This is a genomic window from Deinococcus hopiensis KR-140 (genome assembly GCF_900176165.1).
In the GTDB taxonomy this organism is placed as follows: domain Bacteria; phylum Deinococcota; class Deinococci; order Deinococcales; family Deinococcaceae; genus Deinococcus; species Deinococcus hopiensis.
The window spans coordinates 295366-312629 of sequence record NZ_FWWU01000004.1 but is presented as its reverse complement, the minus strand read 5'-3'; the positions used below and the strand labels follow the sequence as shown (position 1 = coordinate 312629).

General features: G+C 61.3%; 14 protein-coding genes and 1 pseudogene. 12 read left to right on the top strand and 3 right to left on the bottom strand.

The window, feature by feature from the left end; genetic code table 11:
* The first annotated feature begins 55 nt into the window (after nucleotides 1–55).
* The 4 genes from B9A95_RS35040 (at nucleotide 56) to B9A95_RS04570 (ending at nucleotide 2348) form a co-directional block, all read left to right on the top strand.
* Entirely contained in the window at nucleotides 56–337 is a 282-nt protein-coding gene (locus B9A95_RS35040) for a hypothetical protein (protein ID WP_245808134.1), read from the top strand.
* Nucleotides 297–914 (top strand): esterase/lipase family protein, encoded by a 618-nt coding sequence (locus B9A95_RS04580; protein WP_281255805.1) that lies wholly within the window; start codon nucleotides 297–299, stop codon nucleotides 912–914. The genes B9A95_RS35040 and B9A95_RS04580 overlap by 41 nt, the downstream gene beginning before the upstream one ends.
* A 148-nt stretch (nucleotides 915–1062) precedes the next feature.
* Nucleotides 1063–1617 carry a helix-turn-helix domain-containing protein gene (locus B9A95_RS04575; RefSeq protein WP_084045747.1) on the top strand — a complete coding sequence of 185 codons (555 nt, stop codon included), beginning with the start codon at nucleotides 1063–1065 and terminating at the stop codon, nucleotides 1615–1617.
* Entirely contained in the window at nucleotides 1533–2348 is an 816-nt protein-coding gene (locus B9A95_RS04570) for a transposase (protein ID WP_342744557.1), read from the top strand. Before B9A95_RS04575 ends, B9A95_RS04570 begins: the two co-directional genes overlap by 85 nt.
* Nucleotides 2349–2609: 261 nt before the next feature.
* Here B9A95_RS04570 and B9A95_RS04565 read toward each other — a convergent pair whose 3' ends face one another.
* Nucleotides 2610–3722 carry a transposase gene (locus B9A95_RS04565; RefSeq protein WP_139806449.1) on the bottom strand — a complete coding sequence of 371 codons (1113 nt, stop codon included), beginning with the start codon at nucleotides 3720–3722 and terminating at the stop codon, nucleotides 2610–2612.
* A 62-nt stretch (nucleotides 3723–3784) separates the two neighbouring features.
* Nucleotides 3785–4895 (bottom strand): annotated as a pseudogene (locus B9A95_RS04560) (IS701 family transposase); the annotation flags it as partial.
* 1985 nt (nucleotides 4896–6880) lie between these two features.
* Here B9A95_RS04560 and B9A95_RS04555 point away from each other — a divergent pair.
* The 4 genes from B9A95_RS04555 (at nucleotide 6881) to B9A95_RS04535 (ending at nucleotide 11993) form a co-directional block, all read left to right on the top strand.
* On the top strand, nucleotides 6881–7399 hold the full coding sequence (locus B9A95_RS04555) for a hypothetical protein (protein WP_084045744.1): 519 nt from the start codon (nucleotides 6881–6883) through the stop codon (nucleotides 7397–7399).
* 738 nt (nucleotides 7400–8137) lie between these two features.
* Complete coding sequence (locus B9A95_RS04545; protein ID WP_084045743.1) at nucleotides 8138–9982, top strand: ABC transporter ATP-binding protein; 1845 nt, start codon at nucleotides 8138–8140, stop codon at nucleotides 9980–9982.
* Nucleotides 9983–10362: 380 nt separating this feature from the next.
* The gene (locus B9A95_RS04540; protein ID WP_139806448.1) at nucleotides 10363–11055 is read left to right on the top strand and encodes a hypothetical protein; all 693 of its coding nucleotides are present in this window, start codon (nucleotides 10363–10365) and stop codon (nucleotides 11053–11055) included.
* A gap of 11 nt (nucleotides 11056–11066) precedes the next feature.
* Complete coding sequence (locus B9A95_RS04535) at nucleotides 11067–11993, top strand: NAD-dependent epimerase/dehydratase family protein (protein ID WP_084045741.1); 927 nt, start codon at nucleotides 11067–11069, stop codon at nucleotides 11991–11993.
* Between the two features lie 276 nt (nucleotides 11994–12269).
* On the opposite strand, the gene B9A95_RS04530 is transcribed toward B9A95_RS04535, so the two are convergent.
* Nucleotides 12270–13052 (bottom strand): SDR family oxidoreductase, encoded by a 783-nt coding sequence (locus B9A95_RS04530; protein WP_084045740.1) that lies wholly within the window; start codon nucleotides 13050–13052, stop codon nucleotides 12270–12272.
* A 240-nt stretch (nucleotides 13053–13292) separates the two neighbouring features.
* Between B9A95_RS04530 and B9A95_RS04525 the strand changes: the two genes are divergently transcribed.
* From B9A95_RS04525 to B9A95_RS04510, 4 genes are read left to right on the top strand one after another with little or no spacing between them, the layout of a single operon-like run.
* Complete coding sequence (locus B9A95_RS04525) at nucleotides 13293–14618, top strand: nucleotide sugar dehydrogenase (RefSeq protein ID WP_084045739.1); 1326 nt, start codon at nucleotides 13293–13295, stop codon at nucleotides 14616–14618.
* On the top strand, nucleotides 14615–15568 hold the full coding sequence (locus tag B9A95_RS04520) for a Gfo/Idh/MocA family protein (RefSeq protein WP_084045738.1): 954 nt from the start codon (nucleotides 14615–14617) through the stop codon (nucleotides 15566–15568). The genes B9A95_RS04525 and B9A95_RS04520 overlap by 4 nt, the downstream gene beginning before the upstream one ends.
* A 1-nt stretch (nucleotide 15569) precedes the next feature.
* Entirely contained in the window at nucleotides 15570–16160 is a 591-nt protein-coding gene (locus B9A95_RS04515; protein WP_084045737.1) for an acyltransferase, read from the top strand.
* The gene (locus B9A95_RS04510) at nucleotides 16157–17263 is read left to right on the top strand and encodes a DegT/DnrJ/EryC1/StrS family aminotransferase (RefSeq protein ID WP_084045736.1); all 1107 of its coding nucleotides are present in this window, start codon (nucleotides 16157–16159) and stop codon (nucleotides 17261–17263) included. The genes B9A95_RS04515 and B9A95_RS04510 overlap by 4 nt, the downstream gene beginning before the upstream one ends.
* The last annotated feature ends 1 nt before the right edge of the window (nucleotide 17264 follow it).

The window sequence follows — 17264 nt, the reverse complement described above, 5'->3', positions numbered from 1 at the left end:
TCCTGGGGAGGGCAGCCCGGAGCACCTTGCACCTGCCGAAAATACGTTTGAATACGTGGTAGATGTCTCCGTTGCTTCAGCGCTTCTTCCTGATGGTCCTGACCGGCAGCCTGCTCGGCGCGTGCAGTCCTTCGGCCTCACCGGCACCCCCCTCCACGCCAGCCCCAGTCACACCGCCGTCGTCGCCCGCTCCGGATCCTGCACCATCCCCCCCGCCGTCTCCTACCCCTCCCACCGCGCCGTCTCCCACACCCCCCGCTCCACCGCCTCCCACACCCCCCACCACACCGTCTCCCGTGCCGCCGGCCCCCAGTCCAGCCCCTGGGCCTGCGCATGATCCCATCCTGTTTGTGCACGGCTACAATTCCGCAGGGCTGGTCTGGCTGGTCATGGTGAACCGCTTTCGGCAGGACGGTTGGACCGACGGGGAGCTGTTTTCCTGGACGTACGACACCCATCTGTCCAACTGGGACACCGCCCGGTTGATCGCGCAGAAGGTGGACGCCATCCTCGCCCAGACGGGGGCTCGGCGGGTGGACATCGTCGCGCACTCGATGGGCAGCCTGTCCTCGCGGGCCTACCTGCGTGGGTCTAGTGGCAACCAGGTGGATGCCTGGGTCTCGCTGGCTGGGCCCAACCACGGCACGGAGGCGGCCTACAACTGCTCGGACGTGTCCTGCGCGGAGATGCGCCCGGACTCGGCCTTTCTCACCGAACTCAACGCTGGCGACGAGACGCCGGACGCGGTCCGTTACGGTACGTGGTGGTCTCCCTGCGATGAGGTCATTCGGCCGCTGGGCAGCGTGGCATTGCTGGGAGCGTTCAACACCCAGACGTCCTGCCTGTCGCACAGTCAGCTGTTGGTGGACGCCGGGGTTTATCAGCAGGTGCGCGACTTTCTGGACGGGCGCTAGTACTACAGTTGCAGTTGCTCCAGGAGCCTGTTGTTCAAGGGCTTTCTGTCACCAGTCACCTCCCGAGAATTCCCGTGTTTGAGGGACCCAATCGCCAAATGCAACTGTAGTACTAGTGGGTCACTTGCTTTGCGTATAGGCTTTTAGGGTGCCGCGTGTCCAGAAAAACCCGCTGCGTTCCCTGACCGAAGAGGAACGCGCGACCTTGGAGCGATTGAGCCGTTCGCATCACACCGCAGCGATTGTCGTCGGCCGGGCGAAGACGATTCTCGCGGTGTCGACCGGCATGGCCTATACCGAAGCGGCTCGGTTGTGCGGACGACGATCCGGTGAAGGCGTCGCGCGTCTGGTCTCCCGCTTCAATCAACACGGGTTAAAAGCACTCGAAACACGTCCAGGTGGGCGTCCTCCCGTCGTCTACGGTTCCGCTCAGCGGAACCGTATCTTAGAGACAGCGCGTCGTACCCCCGATCGGGAGCAAGACGGCACGGCCACCTGGTCTCTGGTGACCCTGCAAAAGGTGCTGCGTCGTGAACCCGGATTTGAACGCTTGAGCACGTTCACCATCTTGGGTGTCTTACACGAAGCCGGGCTGACCTGGCAGCGGGACCGAACCTGGTGCGAAACGGGAAAGGCCAGACGACAACGCAAAACAGGCGTCGTCATCGTACAGGACCCAGATACCGAGGCCAAAAAAAACTGATCGAACGCGCATACCTTGAAGGGGAACAAGGTGGCCTGGCGGTGTGGGTCGAAGACGAAGCCGGACCCTACCAGGCCATTTTCCAGCCTGGGAGCGCCTGGCAACCTGCAGGACAACCGACGCGTCTCCCACACGAGGATGTCCGCGCAGGGACGGCGAAGTTGCTGACCCTCTTTCATCCTGCCAGCGGTCAGGTCCGTGTTCGTGGAGTGACCAGCTGTACGAATGCGGTGCTTCACCCTTGGCTGCGACAGACCCTCTCCGAAGTACTCCAACCCCTGCCGGGGGCAACACCGTTGCCACCGGCAGACAACCGTGCCGCGTGGGAAAGGTGGCAGGAAGGACTGTGCGTCAAGTTCACGCTGCTCGACACCTTGCCGCCTCTTCGCATGTTGCTGATCCTCGACAATCTCATCGGACATAAGACGCCAGCACTGGTGTGTTGGTTGATGGAGCAGGGCATCATGCCGCTGTACACCCCTGTGGCCGGGAGTTGGCTCAATATGGCGGAGTCGATTCAGCGCATCTTGGTTCGTCGTGCGTTGGCAGGTCAATGTCCGAGTAGCCCAACTCAAATCATCCAGTGGTTGGAGAGGGCGGCTCGAGGATGGAATGCGCACCCGAACCCGTTCGTTTGGGGAGGAAAAAGAAGGGCTCGCCGTCAGCGAGCCTATGCGAGGCGACATCCTCTGGGTGGGTCTGGCGCGACGACCCTTCAGGTCGTCCAGTGAATACCTACAATCATGCCAAGTGACCCACTAGCAGGACTTCGTCACTCTCCTGAGAGCTCATGGGGGTGCTCCCCGCACCTGTTCCCCGCAGTGTGGGCACCGACCCAGCCGGACCTCTTCAAGGGTCCGGCTCGCCTCTCGTCGTGCCTGCGGCAGGGTGATGACCTGCGCGGTACCGCAGGTAGCGGCACGTACGGTTTGCAAAAACAGCATCGTCAACATCACCAACGCCACGTGGTGGGTCAACTGACATCTTGCAGTTTAGGTGGAGGACGTCAGAAGTGCGTGCTGGAAGGCATCAATAGCATCAAGTTCGAGTTGGAGGGCTCTACGACGCACTTCGGAGACGAACGAGAACCGTACGGTACTCGCCAGGTCGCCCCAGTCCGGCCACGAGTGCGGCACACTCACAGGCAGGTCGAGGTTCTGAACATGGCACAAGAGAAAAGCCATGCCTGATAAGCACCACCAGCGCAGCACGCCCTGCTTGCTGTGCTGGGCGAAGCGTTCAAGCCCAAAACGTCCCTTGACCGTCTTGAAAAAGGCTTCGATCCGCCACCGGCGTTTCCCCACCCGTGCCAGGTACTTGCCGCCCAAGTCGAGATTCGACATGACAAAGCGTTGCTCCGGCTCCTTGTTTCGGTACAGCCAGACCCAGGAGACACACATCGCCTGGTCAAGCCCACAGGGCTTGACCAGGCTCCCCCGTACCATCAGGTCGCGGAGCTGGCGGCTATCTTCGAGCTTGCGGGTACAACGCACGCCCACGACGATGTCCAACCCCCGAGTCAGCACGCCTTGGATGAATTCGGCACTCTCAAAGCCCCCGTCTGCGTGCAGACGAGGCCGACGTTTCCCCTTCAGCAACGTGGCAGGGACTGTTCGGAGCAACTTCAGGGCGAGTTGTGCGGGGGAAGGGGATCCCTTCCCCCGCCAGACTTGAAAAGCCCAGGGGAGACGAAGCTCCCCACAGCACAGGTACAACACCACCAAGTGAACGCCGTGGACGCTGTGGTAGGTGTGGACCCAATCGGCAAGTTCAACGAACTTGCCGGTCTTTTCCAGACTGGTGAGATCCACCAGCAGTTCCAGCCGGGGGCGCTGATGGGGTTGCTGTCGCCATAGGTCCTGCAACGTCTCTAGAGCGTGCTGACGCATGACTCGGCACAGCTGACGGGTGTTCCAATTCGCATGGTTGAGAAAACGGCTGAGGGCCGAGGGGGATTTGACGGTGGCGCGTTCCGGCAGAGGTCTGCCGGAACCATCCAACAACAGGTCCAGGAAGACTTCAAACGATTCCCGGTGCTGCTTGCGGGCAAAGCAGCGCAGGATGTCAGAATACAGACGTCTGGAACGCGGTTCTTTTGGGTTCACACCCCACTATGGGGCCAAAAGCCCGTTCCAGACGACCTTTTCTAAAAGTGCAAGATGTCAGTCAAGCCCCGCCAGGACCGTCCCTCGAAGTGATCCAGCCCCAATTCCTCTTTGGCTTGCTCGTGCAGGGTGGTCGCAGGACCAGCGGGCCTTGATGTCTCGCACGATCTGCGCTTTGGACGCGTTTGCCGGGTGACTGGTGACGTCGTACTTGACCTCGCCACCCCGCCGCTTCTCCCCGACCACCCACACCAGTTCGCCGGGTAGATGACGTCCCCGTGCATCCTCGACACCGTCAGCAATGCGTGCTCGCACAACGAGCCAGCGCGACTTCTTACCGCCTTTCACGGTGTGCCAGTGGTGCGGCGGTAAGGCATGCAGCACGTCCCTGACGGGACGTGCCTGTTCACTCGGCACCGGATGCTTGCTGGGTCGCCCCTTCCCCTTGGCTTTCGGCGGCGGGTCGTGTACGGTCACGTGCTCGCCGAACACCTTCTGGTGACCGACGACTCCGCCAGCCCAGGTAAGGCCCCGGGTGGTGAGCGCGCGGCGGAACTCTTCGCTCACGCCGTACCCAGCATCAGCCAGCACGATGCGGAATGTCACACCCTGTGCTCGCACGCGGTCGAGTTCTTCCAAGGCGAGATCGCCCTTCGACTTGTACATTTGGAGGTCCTCAGGCACGCCTGCCAGGCAGCAACGCTCTGGATCGTCAGTCCAGCTCTTGGGGAGGAACAGCCGCATCCCGAGCGGCGCGAACACGCGCTGATCGGCGAGGGTGAGGGTAACGAGAGCTTGGCAGTTGGCGAGTTTTCCGAGCGCACCACAGTACTGGTGAGCGACGCCGACGCTGTGCTCGCCACTCTTAGGCAGGGCAGTGTCATCAATGATCAGCACGCCGTTCTGACCACCACACAGGGATTGAGCGCGTTCAGCGAACAGGCGTTCGAGCGGGTCCGTGTCCCAAGGGCTGACGTTCAGGAAGTGGTGGAGGCGTTGATACGCCAGCCCGAGGTACTCGGCGATGGGTTCAGTGCTCTTCCGTTCCAGTGGAGCGAGGAGGCCGCGGATGTATCTGGGGAGGCAAGCGCGCTGCTTGGGGTGGTCAAGGGTTTTCAGACAGGGAGACAGAAAGTTGGAGAACGACCGCTGCCAATTGTGTGGGACAGGCATACCTACAAAGATCGGTCACCACAGCAAGGGGCGGCTGAGCGCCGCCCCAGAGTGACAAAGTCCTGCTACAGGTTCTGAGAATAAAAGCTTCTCTCCCTGGTTTCTCTAGCGAAGGACCTCACCCATTCTGGAGCAGACGCCTTATTTCCAGGGAAGAAAAATTCCTTGAAATCCCCCATTTCCTGAGCCGAAAAGTGCCGGCCCGGAACGGGAAGTGGCAGACCATACCCTGCGCTCAGGAAGAGGGAAGGAAGCCAGACAACCGGCGAACCGGGAGGAGAAACCCGAAGGCTAGATACTTCGGAAGCATCTGGTTTGACAGGAAAATGCGGTCGACAACTTCGGCAAGACAGGCACGTTCCAACTGAAGTGGCCGAAGGAGAACCGAGAGAAAAGGAGAGCAGAATCACGCTGGAAAGGCCGGAGCAGGAAGGCCTTCTCTGACAACGAGCGAAGCGAAAAAACGCCCTGAAACTCTCCAGCGTGCGAAGCTTAAAGTCCCTCGCGCTCGCCATTCATAGGCTATCAAGCGGAGAGGTCAGCTTCTCCGTTGACGACGCTTAAATGAGCGCGGCAAGACCACCAGACTTGAAGGAAAGGAGAGGAATTCGCCGTTTTTCCCGGTGGAAATCTGCCTTCCATTTGCCCAAGAATGAGGTACGTTTTTCACCCAAGCTGTCTCGAATTGCCTCCGCAAAAGGAGTCTGACGTGCGAGGTTAAGCAACCAATTGTGGCGAGAGATTCTGCTTGCCGAATGGTGGAAGTAGAGAAGAAATCAGCAGGACTGTAATGCCTACAGACCGCCCTTTCGAGGGCGAATTCTTTGACGAAGCGAGCTTCCCAGGGAACGGGCAAGCAGGAAACAAGATCGGGAGCGGAGGAGGAACCACCCCTTCTCAACGCACCAGCGAGACGCGTGTGGTGCTCCTGACGCTCAGGACGATCAGCGCATCGCCGTGGAGTTGGGCGCATGCAGCTCCTCCTAAACGTCGCTCCGAATACGGAGACCTAGGAGGCGGAACACCGCAGAGGGTTGCGGTATGAGGAGCCGGAGGCGGTGGTCTTTGAGCAGGGTGATGTGGCGCGATCAATCGAGTTCAACAACGGTTCGTACACCATGTCGTTGGCCAACAACAAACTCTCGACGTTCCGCGAGCTAGGGTCTTCCGGAGCGGTCTGAGGCGTCTCAAATCCACCGCCCAAAAGGGGCTTGGCGCGCGAAGTCAGCGACCACTTGTGCCCCGAGATCTTGCTCGCCGAATGGTGGAAGTGGAGAGAGATTCAAGGAGAAAACGTAAGACCTGGCCGCTCTTTCAGAGGGTTTTTTTCAGGTCGAAGAGAGATTGAGAAGGGGAAAAGTTTGTCACGAAGCCACTGAAATCGCTCAGGTTGAAGGTGAAAATGTGGGGGCTGTGACGTGCAAAGAGACATCAAAAAGTTGGCCTTAAGGTGGTGATTGCGCTACACCGGAAGATACAAGAAGCAGTCTTTTGAGCTGTGGGTAACCCATACGGCTACCCAGACATATAGAAGTATTTCCAAATTTGCTCCTTTTTCAAAGTACGACCTATAGAAGTATTTCGGGAAGCCTGGGTAGGCAAAAGTGAGACCTATAGAAGTATCTCGTTTGCAGACCCCGGCGAAAAACCTAGACCTGTAGAAGTATTTCGGATATACTCGTAATAACCAGGCGGATTTGTCTCCCGTTTCCCGAGACTCTCTCACGGAGGGGCCCCGCCCCACTCCTGCTCCGGCCTCTGTGTGCAGTCCTGGGGTGGGACCCCCGCGATAGGCCCAAAGGTGGGCGGGACTCAAAAGATTTCATCTCACAGAACGCGGATGAAGGACGCAGCATGAAGACGATGCTGAAGCCGAGCGTAAGTGGTCGGGGCAAACTGTTTTTTCTGGACCAGGAGTTCTGCCTGGTGGTGAGTCTGAAGGCAAGCGCGAGCGGGTCTTGTTCCTGCGTGACGGAGCGCAAGCGATGCGCTCGTCCGGCGACGTGGGCTTCAAGGTTCAACGCGAGTTGGGACAGGGCCGGGACGCCTTCGTGTTCCCCGGTTTCGTGGGAGACAAGGTCGAAGTTGCGGAGGCGGAACTGCACGTTCGCCCGTCGATCATTGGCAAGACCGAAGCGGCACTCAAGTCCATGTCCGCAGCGATGACGAGTCGCTTGGAAGACCTCGCACGCAAGGCAGTGGAAGTGACGCTCAACCGCTTGATCCTGGTGGCGGAGACGGACCTGAATCAAGCGGTGGCTGCTCGCAAGGAAGAAGCGGCGGCGAAAGACAGCAGCGCTTGGTGGCTCGCCTGCTTGGACCAAAAGGAGCGGGACGCGCGCCTTCACCTCGCGGACCTGCAAGCGAAACGCCAGGCATTGACGCCGGCGGCGGAGATGGCCGGAGGGCGAAGCCACGGTCGGCCAGGAGAAGTGGGAGAAGGAGGGACAGACGCGCACGAGGGTTCGCCTGCCCACCCTGCGCTACGAGAAGCTGGATGGTGACTTCGCCACGTTGGCCGACCGGAGCGATGGATAGCGCTTAACTCAGGGCATCAATCATGCGTTGCTGGGTGGCAACTTGGTCGCCACACCGGGACTGCGTTATACGCCCAGCGGCGATGCGGTCGTTGAACTTCTCGTTCGGTTAGGACGGAAAAGTTCAACGACCGTCAGGGTCGGCCTCAGGAGCGCACGTCGTTCATAGGGGTCACGGTGTGGAAAGACCTGGCTGTCCTGGTCGCCGAACTGAAGGCGCGTGAGTTCTGGCGGTAATGCTCCAAGAAATCCTTCCAAAATCACGCGCCCACTTGCGAGGGGTGAGCACACTGGAGGGAAAGTATGGGCAAGCAACGGAAAAGCTGGGCAACGGACACGAAAGCGCAGATTGTTCTGGCTGTTCTCGGCAGGCAACTGCACGACAGCACGGCGTCAACGAGAGCCGTGATTCACGGCTGGAAAGCACAGTTCCTCGAGGCGGGCACGCCCCGCCTCGCTGGAGAGCGCCAGGAGGACCGGCACACGGAGTTGGAACGCGAGAATGAACGCCTGAAGGTGGTCGAGAGGACATTGATCGTATTTGGGCGACATGGAAGCGGTCCTTCCTGCCACGGGGCAAAGAGGGATCAAGGAGTACAGAACTTCGGGGAAGGAAGGAGAGGAGCCTTTATGGGTCCCCACGCTTCACCTCTGTAATCGAAGGCCTGCCCAGTGGAGAGCGAGAGGTGCAGACTGGCCCCCGTGATGTCCTCCCGCTCTCCCGGCCCGCCACCGAGTTCGGCCCCCGCTTCCCTGCAGGTCCGGACGGCGGACTTCCGCAACACGCTGGCCCTGGTGTGGCAGGCCAGTCCGCGCCACGCCGCCACCTTCGTGCTGACGAGCTTGCTGTCGTCCATCCTGCCCGCCGCCACGCTGTGGGTAGGCAAACTGCTACTCGACGCCGTGGCCCACGCGGGAGCGGGCGGCGCGAGCTACACGCGGCTGCTGCAACTGCTGGGACTTCAGGTGGGGCTCACCGTCGTGGGCGGCCTGCTGTCCACGGTGCAGGGTGCAGCGCGCGAACTGCTGGGCGACGCGCTGCAGCACCGGACCAGCCGCTCGATTCTGGAAAAGGCCTCGGGCCTGCCGGTGGAGGCCTTCGAACGCGCCGAGACCTACGATCAGTTGCAGCAGGCCTACCGGGAGGTCGGGTCGCGACCCCTCGGCGTGGCGACGCAGCTTGTGGGGCTGGCCTCGGCGCTCGTCACGCTGGCCTCGGTGGGGGCGCTGCTCGCGCGGCTGGGGTGGGCGGTCCTGCCCCTGGTGCTGCTCGCCGCGCTACCCGGCGTATGGGTGAGCAACAAGTTCGGCGTGGAGGGCTACCGGATGCTGCGTCGCCAGACCCACGACGCGAGGGTGCAGAACTACCTCGGCAGCGTGCTGACGAGCGACGCGCTGGTCAAGGAGGTGCGGCTGTTCGGCTTCGAGCCTTACCTGCTCTCACGCTGGCGCGAATATTACCTGGGGTTTCGGCGGCAGCTGGAGGACGTGGTGCGGCGGCGTTCGGGCTGGACCTTCGCTGCGGCGCTGTTCTCGGCCCTGCTGGTGGGGCTGGCCTCAGCGCTGGTGTTGCGCCGGGCAGCGGGTGGTGGCCTCACGGTCGGTGACTTCAGCCTGTTCGTGCTGGGCCTCGCTCAGGTTCAAGGACAGGTGGGCAACGTGTTGAACGGGGTCAGCGGCATCTACCAAAACCTGCTGTACATGCGAAACCTCTTCGGCTTTCTGGAATTGCCTGCCCGTGACCTGAACTCGGGTGAGGAGTGGCAGGGGCCCATCCACTCCATCGAGTTTCAGGACGTCGGTTTCCGCTATCCCCTTACCGAGCGAGATGTGCTGCGCGGGGTGAGTTTCCGGGTGGAACGCGGCCAGGCCCTCGCGCTCGTGGGCGAGAACGGGGCCGGCAAGACCACCCTCGTCAAGCTGCTCACCCGTCTGTTCGAGCCGACGGGCGGTCGCATCCTGCTCAACGGCCAGGACGCCGCGCTCTTCTCGCCCCGCAGCGTGCAGCGCGAAATGAGCAGCATCTTCCAGGACTTCGGGCAATACCAGATGAGTGCTGGGGAGAACGTCGCCGTGGCCCAGACGGGACGCATGGACGACGAACCCGGCATAGGGCAGGCGGTGGACCGCGCTGGAGCCGCCTTTGTGGAGACGCTGCCCGAGGGCCTGCAAACTCCGCTCGGCCGCCTGTTTCAGGGCGGACAGCAACTGTCCGGCGGTCAGTGGCAGCGCCTGGCCCTGGCCCGGCTGTACTTCCGCGGCGCCTCGGTCCTCGTGTTTGACGAGCCCACCGCGGCCCTTGACGCCCGAGCCGAGTTTGACACCATTGAGGCGCTTCGGCGCGAGACGCGCGACCGCATCACCGTCCTGATCTCGCACCGCTTCTCCACTGTGCGTCTCGCCGACCGAATCGTGGTGCTGGAGGGCGGCAAGATCACCGAATCGGGCACCCACGGTGAGCTGCTCGCGTTGGGCGGGCGTTACGCGCAACTGTACGAATTGCAGGCGCGCGGCTACGCGGAGGAGGAGCGGCAGAAGGCGGAAGGCTGAGACGGGTTCACCTTTCGAGAAGCTTTTCAAGAGCACGCCGAGCACGTTGCACCGAAAAGCTCGAACGTGAGGGGCAACGTACTTTCTCCGCTGCTCGCTCTGTCCGTACAAGATCAACGGCGGTGTCCTGAACTGTCCAGGACCTGACCCACCCACTCTCCCTTGCGCAGCCTACGAATGCCAGGCGGGCGTGTGGCAGCGTGGGTAGGTGAGGGGTGGGTTCATCCCCTGGCTGGGCCTCGCCCAGGGGTGGGTGACCCGAACTTTGCCCTTTTCCATAGGGCTGCACCTATCAAATTGAGGCTGTGGAGCGTTTCTGGGAGAACCCAGGCATTGGCGGCAGGAGGCAAGTCACATCAAGTGGTGCGATGCTCTTGGACATGGCAGTTGGGCGAGGCGAGGCGGCACGGGCGGGCGGTGGAGCAGAGGGCCAGGTCCCCGTTCACAGTGGGGGCGTACGCCCAGCTCTGCTGACACGGCCCCGCCTGCTGCAGGCCATTCTGGGTGAAGAGACGCCCCGTGTAACCCTCCTGATCGCTCCCTCCGGCTACGGCAAGAGCGTGCTTCTGGGGCAGGCCGGCGCGCAGGTTCCCGCCCACGTGGCGGTGGACCTGCGGGAAACAGGCGGGCAGGTGGACGCCCTCGTTCAGGCGTTGATCGCGGGTATCCAGGCGCTCAATCCGGCCTTGGCCGAGTCGCTCCAGGAGACGCAGGAGGGTGACCGGCTGACGCCCCAGCGCGCGGCGGCGATGCTCGCTTCCCTGCCCCCCACGCTGCTGACCGTGGACCACGCCGAGCGCCTCGGACCAGATGGTGAGGCGTGGCTGCTCGGCCTCGTACGCCACCTGCCTGCGCCACACCGCGCCCTGGTTGCAGCGCGCACGCTGAGCACCTTCGAGGTGCCGTACCTCGTCGCTACGGGAACCGCCGGGCGATTGGGCCCCGAGCAGCTCGCCCTGCAGTCTGAGGAACTCGCGGCGCTAGGCCTGCGCCCGGAGGACCAGATAGGGGTCTGTTCCGGAAGAGCAGTGCCGATCATGCTCTACTATGGGACTGATATTTTTACATTGTGAAACAGAAGCGCATGTTGGTTACTGGCGGAGCAGGTTTTATTGGAAGTCATGTGGTGGAGCGCGCCTTAGCTGGAGGCTGGGAAGTGGCTGCCTTAGACAATCTGTCCAGTGGTAAGCGCGAGAACTTGCCCTTGGGGGTTTCGTTATATGAGATCGATGTACGAAACCCAGGCGCGGTGAGCGCTGCCTTTCAGGAATTCCAGCCAGTGGTCGTCAGTCATCAGGCAGCGCAGGCGAGCGTGAGCGTCAGTGTTCGTGAGCCGGTCCTTGACGCCGAAATCAACATTATCGGCGGAATAAATGTGCTGCGAGCGTCCCTGGAAGTGGGGACCCAGCGGATCGTGTTCGCCTCAACCGGTGGGGCCATCTACGGTGAAGTGCCAGTGGGGGCAGCCGATGAAACTGCGGCAGCCCGTCCCTACAGTCCTTACGCCACGAGTAAGCTGTCCTTTGAGTACTACCTGGAGACGTTCCGCCAGCAGTTCGGGTTGGATTACGTGTCGCTGAGGTATGCCAACGTCTATGGCCCACGCCAGAATCCACATGGCGAGGCGGGCGTCGTGGCCATCTTCGCGGACCGCCTGCTGGCTGGACAGCCGATTAACATCAATGCCATGAAGGAGGTTGGCGACGACGGGTGCGTTCGCGACTACGTCTATGCGGGAGACGTCGCGGAAGCCAATTTGGCTGCGGCGGAAGGCCGGACTCCACGTCTACTGAACATCGGTACGGGGAAGGCCACAACCACCCGGGAGCTGGCGGAGCAACTCGCGTCGGCGCTTGGGGTACAGGCGGAACTGCAGGCTGCGCCTCCTCGCGTCGGAGACCTTCAGCGCTCAGTACTGGATGTCCAGCAGGCTGAAGGTGTGCTCGGACAACCCCTCACCCTGAAGGAAGGGTTGCGGCGGACGGCGGAATGGGCAAGGTCGCGTCGTTGATGGGACCTGGGGGGTAGTGAGTCGACTGCTCAGGGCAGCGATCAGTAGTTCGGCAGCGCTGCTGAAGAGCGACTGCATGTTGTGATGTTCAGCTAGCCAGTACCGAGTGGTACCCAGGGCCTCCACATGTTGGGCGAGAGCTACCATGGCCTAAATAGCCTCAGCACTGCTCTGTTTGGAGGAGAGGGAACCACATCGAGAACCGAAAGCAGGGGAGACACCATGACCGTAGTCTGCGCCTCCCCGTGGGGTTCTTTTTGCTCAAAGAGACGTTTTCTAGCGCAGCAGTGACGCACCCCCGTCCACATAAATGTCCACGCCAGATACGTGGCGGCTGAGGTCCGAGGCTAGGAACAGGCAGGTGTCGGCGACGTCCACCGGCTCACCCTGACCCTCGTTCAGGGCGGGGCTGCCCTCGGGCAATTCGACCTCGATCCCGAGCTTTTCGGTGTCGCGGTGCTCGGTGCGCTGCTCGATGTTGGTGTGGATCGCTCCAGGGCACACCGCGTTACAGCGGATGTTGTCTCGGCCGAGTTCCAGCGCGATCATCTTCATAAATGCGACCTGCCCGGCCTTGGAGGTGCTGTAGGCGCTCGCACCAGGGCTAGAGAAGGTGCGGTTACCGTTGACGCTGCTCGTGATGATGATGCTTCCGCCGCCCGCCTTCTTGAGGTGCGGTACAGCGTAGTGGACGGTCAGATAGGTGCCCCGCAGGTTGATGTTCAAGGTCTTATCCCACTCCTCGGGCTCCAGCTCGTCGATAGGTGTCCAGACGCCGTTGATGCCCGCATTTGCAAACACCACGTCTAGTCGCCCGAACCGCTCCACGGCAGCCTGGATGGCCTGCCGTACCGATTCAGCGTCGCTCACGTCGCAGTTCACGTACAGTGCCTGACCGCCCTGCTCCTCAATGTCGGTGCGCACGCGTTCGCCTTCCTCAGCCTGCACGTCGGCGAGGACCACTTGAGCGCCTTCCTGCGCAAACCTCCGCGCTGTACCTGCGCCGATCCCACTGGCTCCGCCTGTAATAAACGCCACTTTGCCTTCAAGCATCTTCATGGTGTCTCCCTCCTGTGAATCAATGAAAGTACGATATGGCGAAGAACGGCGGTCAGCCTGATGGGTGCCTTGGGGAGGTTCCCACTTTTCCGTGGCGTTCCTCACGCTATTCCCGCCCGCGTTGCAATCATGAGGAAAGCGTGGGCTATTCTTGGGCCGTTGTTGTTCGTCGGCCCGCAGGACCAGAAATAAGATTCATCCTGTTGATGGCGTCTCAAACAGAGAGTGAACGAGGTGACTATGGAGCAGGTAGTGCAGGAGAGTTATGCGGCGGCCCTGATTCGCCGGATAGAGGACCACACGGCAAGGATCGGTGTGGTGGGGCTGGGCTACGTGGGGCTGCCCTTCCTGGTCGAGAAGGCCAAGGTGGGCTTTCACGTCACGGGCATAGACCGCAACCCCCAGCGGGCTGAAATGGTGGCGCGCGGTCAGAACTACATCGGCGACGTGCGCGACGAGGATCTGCGGGACATCGTGGAACAGGGCTTAGTCAGTACTACTACCGACTTTGCTGTCGTGGCGGATCTCGACGTGATTGTTATTTGCGTACCCACGCCGCTCGATATAAACCTCAGCCCCGACCTCAGCTACGTGCAGGGTGTCACTGCTGAGATTGCCAAGTACCTGCGCCCTGGCCAGCTCGTCAGCCTGGAAAGCACCACCTACCCCGGCACGACCGAAGAGGTCATGAAGCCGCTGCTGGAGGCGAGCGGCCTGCGTGTGGGCGAGGAATTTTTCCTGGCCCACTCGCCTGAGCGGGTCGACCCCGGCAACGCCCGCTACACCACCAAGAACACCAACAAGGTGGTTGGCGGCCATGATCCAGTGAGCCTGGAGGTGGCCGTCACGTTCTACCGCCAGGCCATCGAACATGTCGTCCCCGTCAGCAGCGCCAAGGCCGCCGAAATGGTCAAGGTCTACGAGAACACGTTCCGCGCCGTGAATATTGCCCTCGCCAACGAGATCGCCCTGCTGTGCGACCGCATGGGCATCAACGTCTGGGAGGTGCTGGACGCGGCGTTTACCAAGCCCTTCGGCATCATGCCTTTCTACCCTGGCCCAGGTGTAGGCGGCCACTGTATTCCCCTCGACCCGCATTACCTGGAGTGGAAGGCGCGCGAGTACAACTTCCAGACCCACTTCATCGCCTTGGCGGGCGAGACCAACCGCAAAATGCCCGAGTTCGTGGTGGACAAGGCAGCGCGGGTGCTGAACGCCGCCCGCAAACCGCTCAACGGTTCCAAGGTGCTGCTGCTGGGCATGGCCTACAAGAGCGACCTCGACGACTACCGCGAGTCCCCGGCCATTGAGGTCTACAAGCTGCTTCAGCGTGCTGGGGCAGAAGTGAGTTTCCACGACACCTGGACGCCCGAGGTCAATGAGCACGGAGTTCACGCTACCGGCGTGGACCTCACCGATGAGACCATCCATGGCGCGGACCTCATCATCATCACCACCAAGCACAGCGACGTGGACTATGCCGGTGTGGTGCAGAAGGCCCAGGCTGTTCTCGACACCCGATATGCCACACGCGGCATCGCTAGCGAGAAGGTGACCCTCCTGTGACCGCTTCCGAACAAAAGCGCTTCGGCCTGACGGGCGCGTCTGGCTATATCGCCCCTCGTCACCTCAAGGCCATCAAGGATAGTGGGAACACGCTCGTCGCGGCGCTGGACCCCTTCGACTCGGTAGGCATCCTCGACTCATACTTTCCACAGGCCGAGTTTTTTACACAGCCCGAGATCTACGAACGCTACCTGCACGACGCGCGGCGGCGGGGACAGGGCGTGAACTACGTGAGTATCTGTAGCCCCAACTACCTGCACGACGCCCATATCCGAATGGCCCTGCGGGCGGGCGGCGATGCACTGTGTGAGAAGCCCATCGTGTTAAACCCAGAAGACATCACGGCCCTCAAGGAAGTAGAGGCTGAGACGGGCCAGCGCGTCTGGACCATCCTGCAACTGCGTGCCCACGCCGCGCTGGAGAGGCTGAAGGCCGAACTGGACGGTTCGGCGGGTGGCAAGCGTGATGTGGACCTCTCATATATCACCAGCCGGGGTACCTGGTATCTCCGCAGTTGGAAGGGCCGTGAGGAGCAGAGCGGCGGTCTTGCTACCAATATCGGTGTGCATTTTTACGACATGCTGTCGTGGATGTTCGGTCACATTGAGCATGTGGAAGTCCACGAGCGGACTGAGACGGTCTGCGCTGGATACCTCGAACTCGACCGCGCTCGCGTCCGGTGGTTCCTGTCTATTGATCCCAGTTATATCCCGGAGGCGCTGAGTGCCAAAGGTCAGCGCACCTACCGCTCCATCACCATCGATGGGCAGGAGGTTGAGTTCAGCGAGGGCTTTACGGACCTCCACACTGAGGTCTACCGCCGCACCTTGGCTGGGCAGGGCTTCACCCTGGACGACACCTTCGAGGCAATCGCCACTGTAGCCCAGATTCGGAAAGCAGCCCTGACCACGCCCACGGCGGATACCGGTCATCGCTTCCTGAGGCGCTGAGGTGACGGGCCGAGCGGAGTGGTGGAAGCACGAGAGCGCCTACGTGGACGAGGGTGCGCAGATTGGAGCGGGGACCAAAATCTGGCACTACAGCCACGTCATGCCGAGGGCCGTGATCGGCGAGCACTGTTCGTTGGGGCAGAACGTCTTCGTCGCCAGCAACGTGACCATAGGCAATGGCGTGAAGATTCAGAACAACGTCAGTGTGTACGAGGGGGTGGTGCTGGAGGACTACGTGTTCTGCGGCCCCAGCATGGTCTTTACTAACGTCCGCACACCCCGCAGCGAGTTTCCCCGCAACACGAGCGGTGACTACACGCTCACCATCGTCAAGCGCGGGGCCAGTATCGGCGCGAACGCCACCATCGTCACGGGCGTGACCCTGCACGAATGCGCATTCGTGGCGGCAGGGGCAGTGGTCACCAGTGATGTGCCCGCCTATACCATTGTGGCGGGGGTTCCCGCACGCCCCGTCGGGTACATGAGCGCCAGCGGCGACCGCTTGGATTTTTCGGCGGGCGATACCGTCACCGACAGCATCGGCCACACCTACCAGAGGGTGAGCGACACCGAGATCAGGAGGCTTGCATGACGAGTACCGAACGGGTCCAGATTCCCATCTTGGACCTCTCGCCCGAAATCGACGAGTTGTGGGATGAACTGAATGCCGCCATTCAACGGGTACTACGCTCGGGTCACTTCATCATGGGCCCCGATGTGACCGCTTTCGAGGAAGAAGTGGCCGCGTACCTGGGCGTTAGGCACGCTGTCGGTGTTAACTCGGGCACCGACGCCCTTATTATTGGGCTCCGCGCCCTAGGCATCGGTCCCGGCGATGAAGTCATCACCACGCCCTTTACCTTCTTCGCCACTGCCGAGAGCATCAGCAGTGTGGGAGCCACGCCGGTCTTTGCCGACATTGATACGCGCAGCTACAACATTGATCCCGCGCGTATCCGTGAGGCCATCACTCCGCGTACTAAAGCCATCATGCCCGTTCACTTGTACGGTAATCCGTGTGAGATGGACGAGATTATGGCCATTGCACGTGAACACAACCTACTCGTGATCGAGGACTGTGCCCAGTCTTTCGGTGCGCGCTACAAGGGCAAGCAGACGGGGACCATCGGTCATGTTGGGGCCTACTCCTTTTTCCCCAGCAAGAACCTGGGAGCCTTTGGCGACGGTGGCTTGCTGACCACCGACGACGACGGGGTTGCCGAGGTGGCGCGGATGCTGCGGGCGCACGGCTCACGCAAGAAGTACCACAACGAGATTCTGGGCTACAACAGTCGTCTGGACACGATTCAGGCGGCCATCTTACGCGTCAAGTTGCCGCATGTGGACCGTTGGAACGAGGGGCGGCGACAGGTGGCGGCGACCTACAACGAGCTGCTGGCGGACGTGCCTGGTGTGGTAACGCCAGAGATCACCGAGGGGCACGTCTTTCACCAGTACACCATTCGCCTGACCCAAGCCGACCGCGATGAAGCGCAGGGGAAATTGGCGAATGAGGGGATTGGGACGATGGTGTATTATCCAGTTCCACAGCATAAGTTGCCTATATATGAGGATAATCAAAGCTCTTTTATAGATAGTGAGAGTGTAAGTCGTTCTGTTATTAGTCTTCCTATATCGTCAAATCTGCATAGAAGCCAGATAGTAGCCATATCAGATATACTTTCTCGTATTTAGA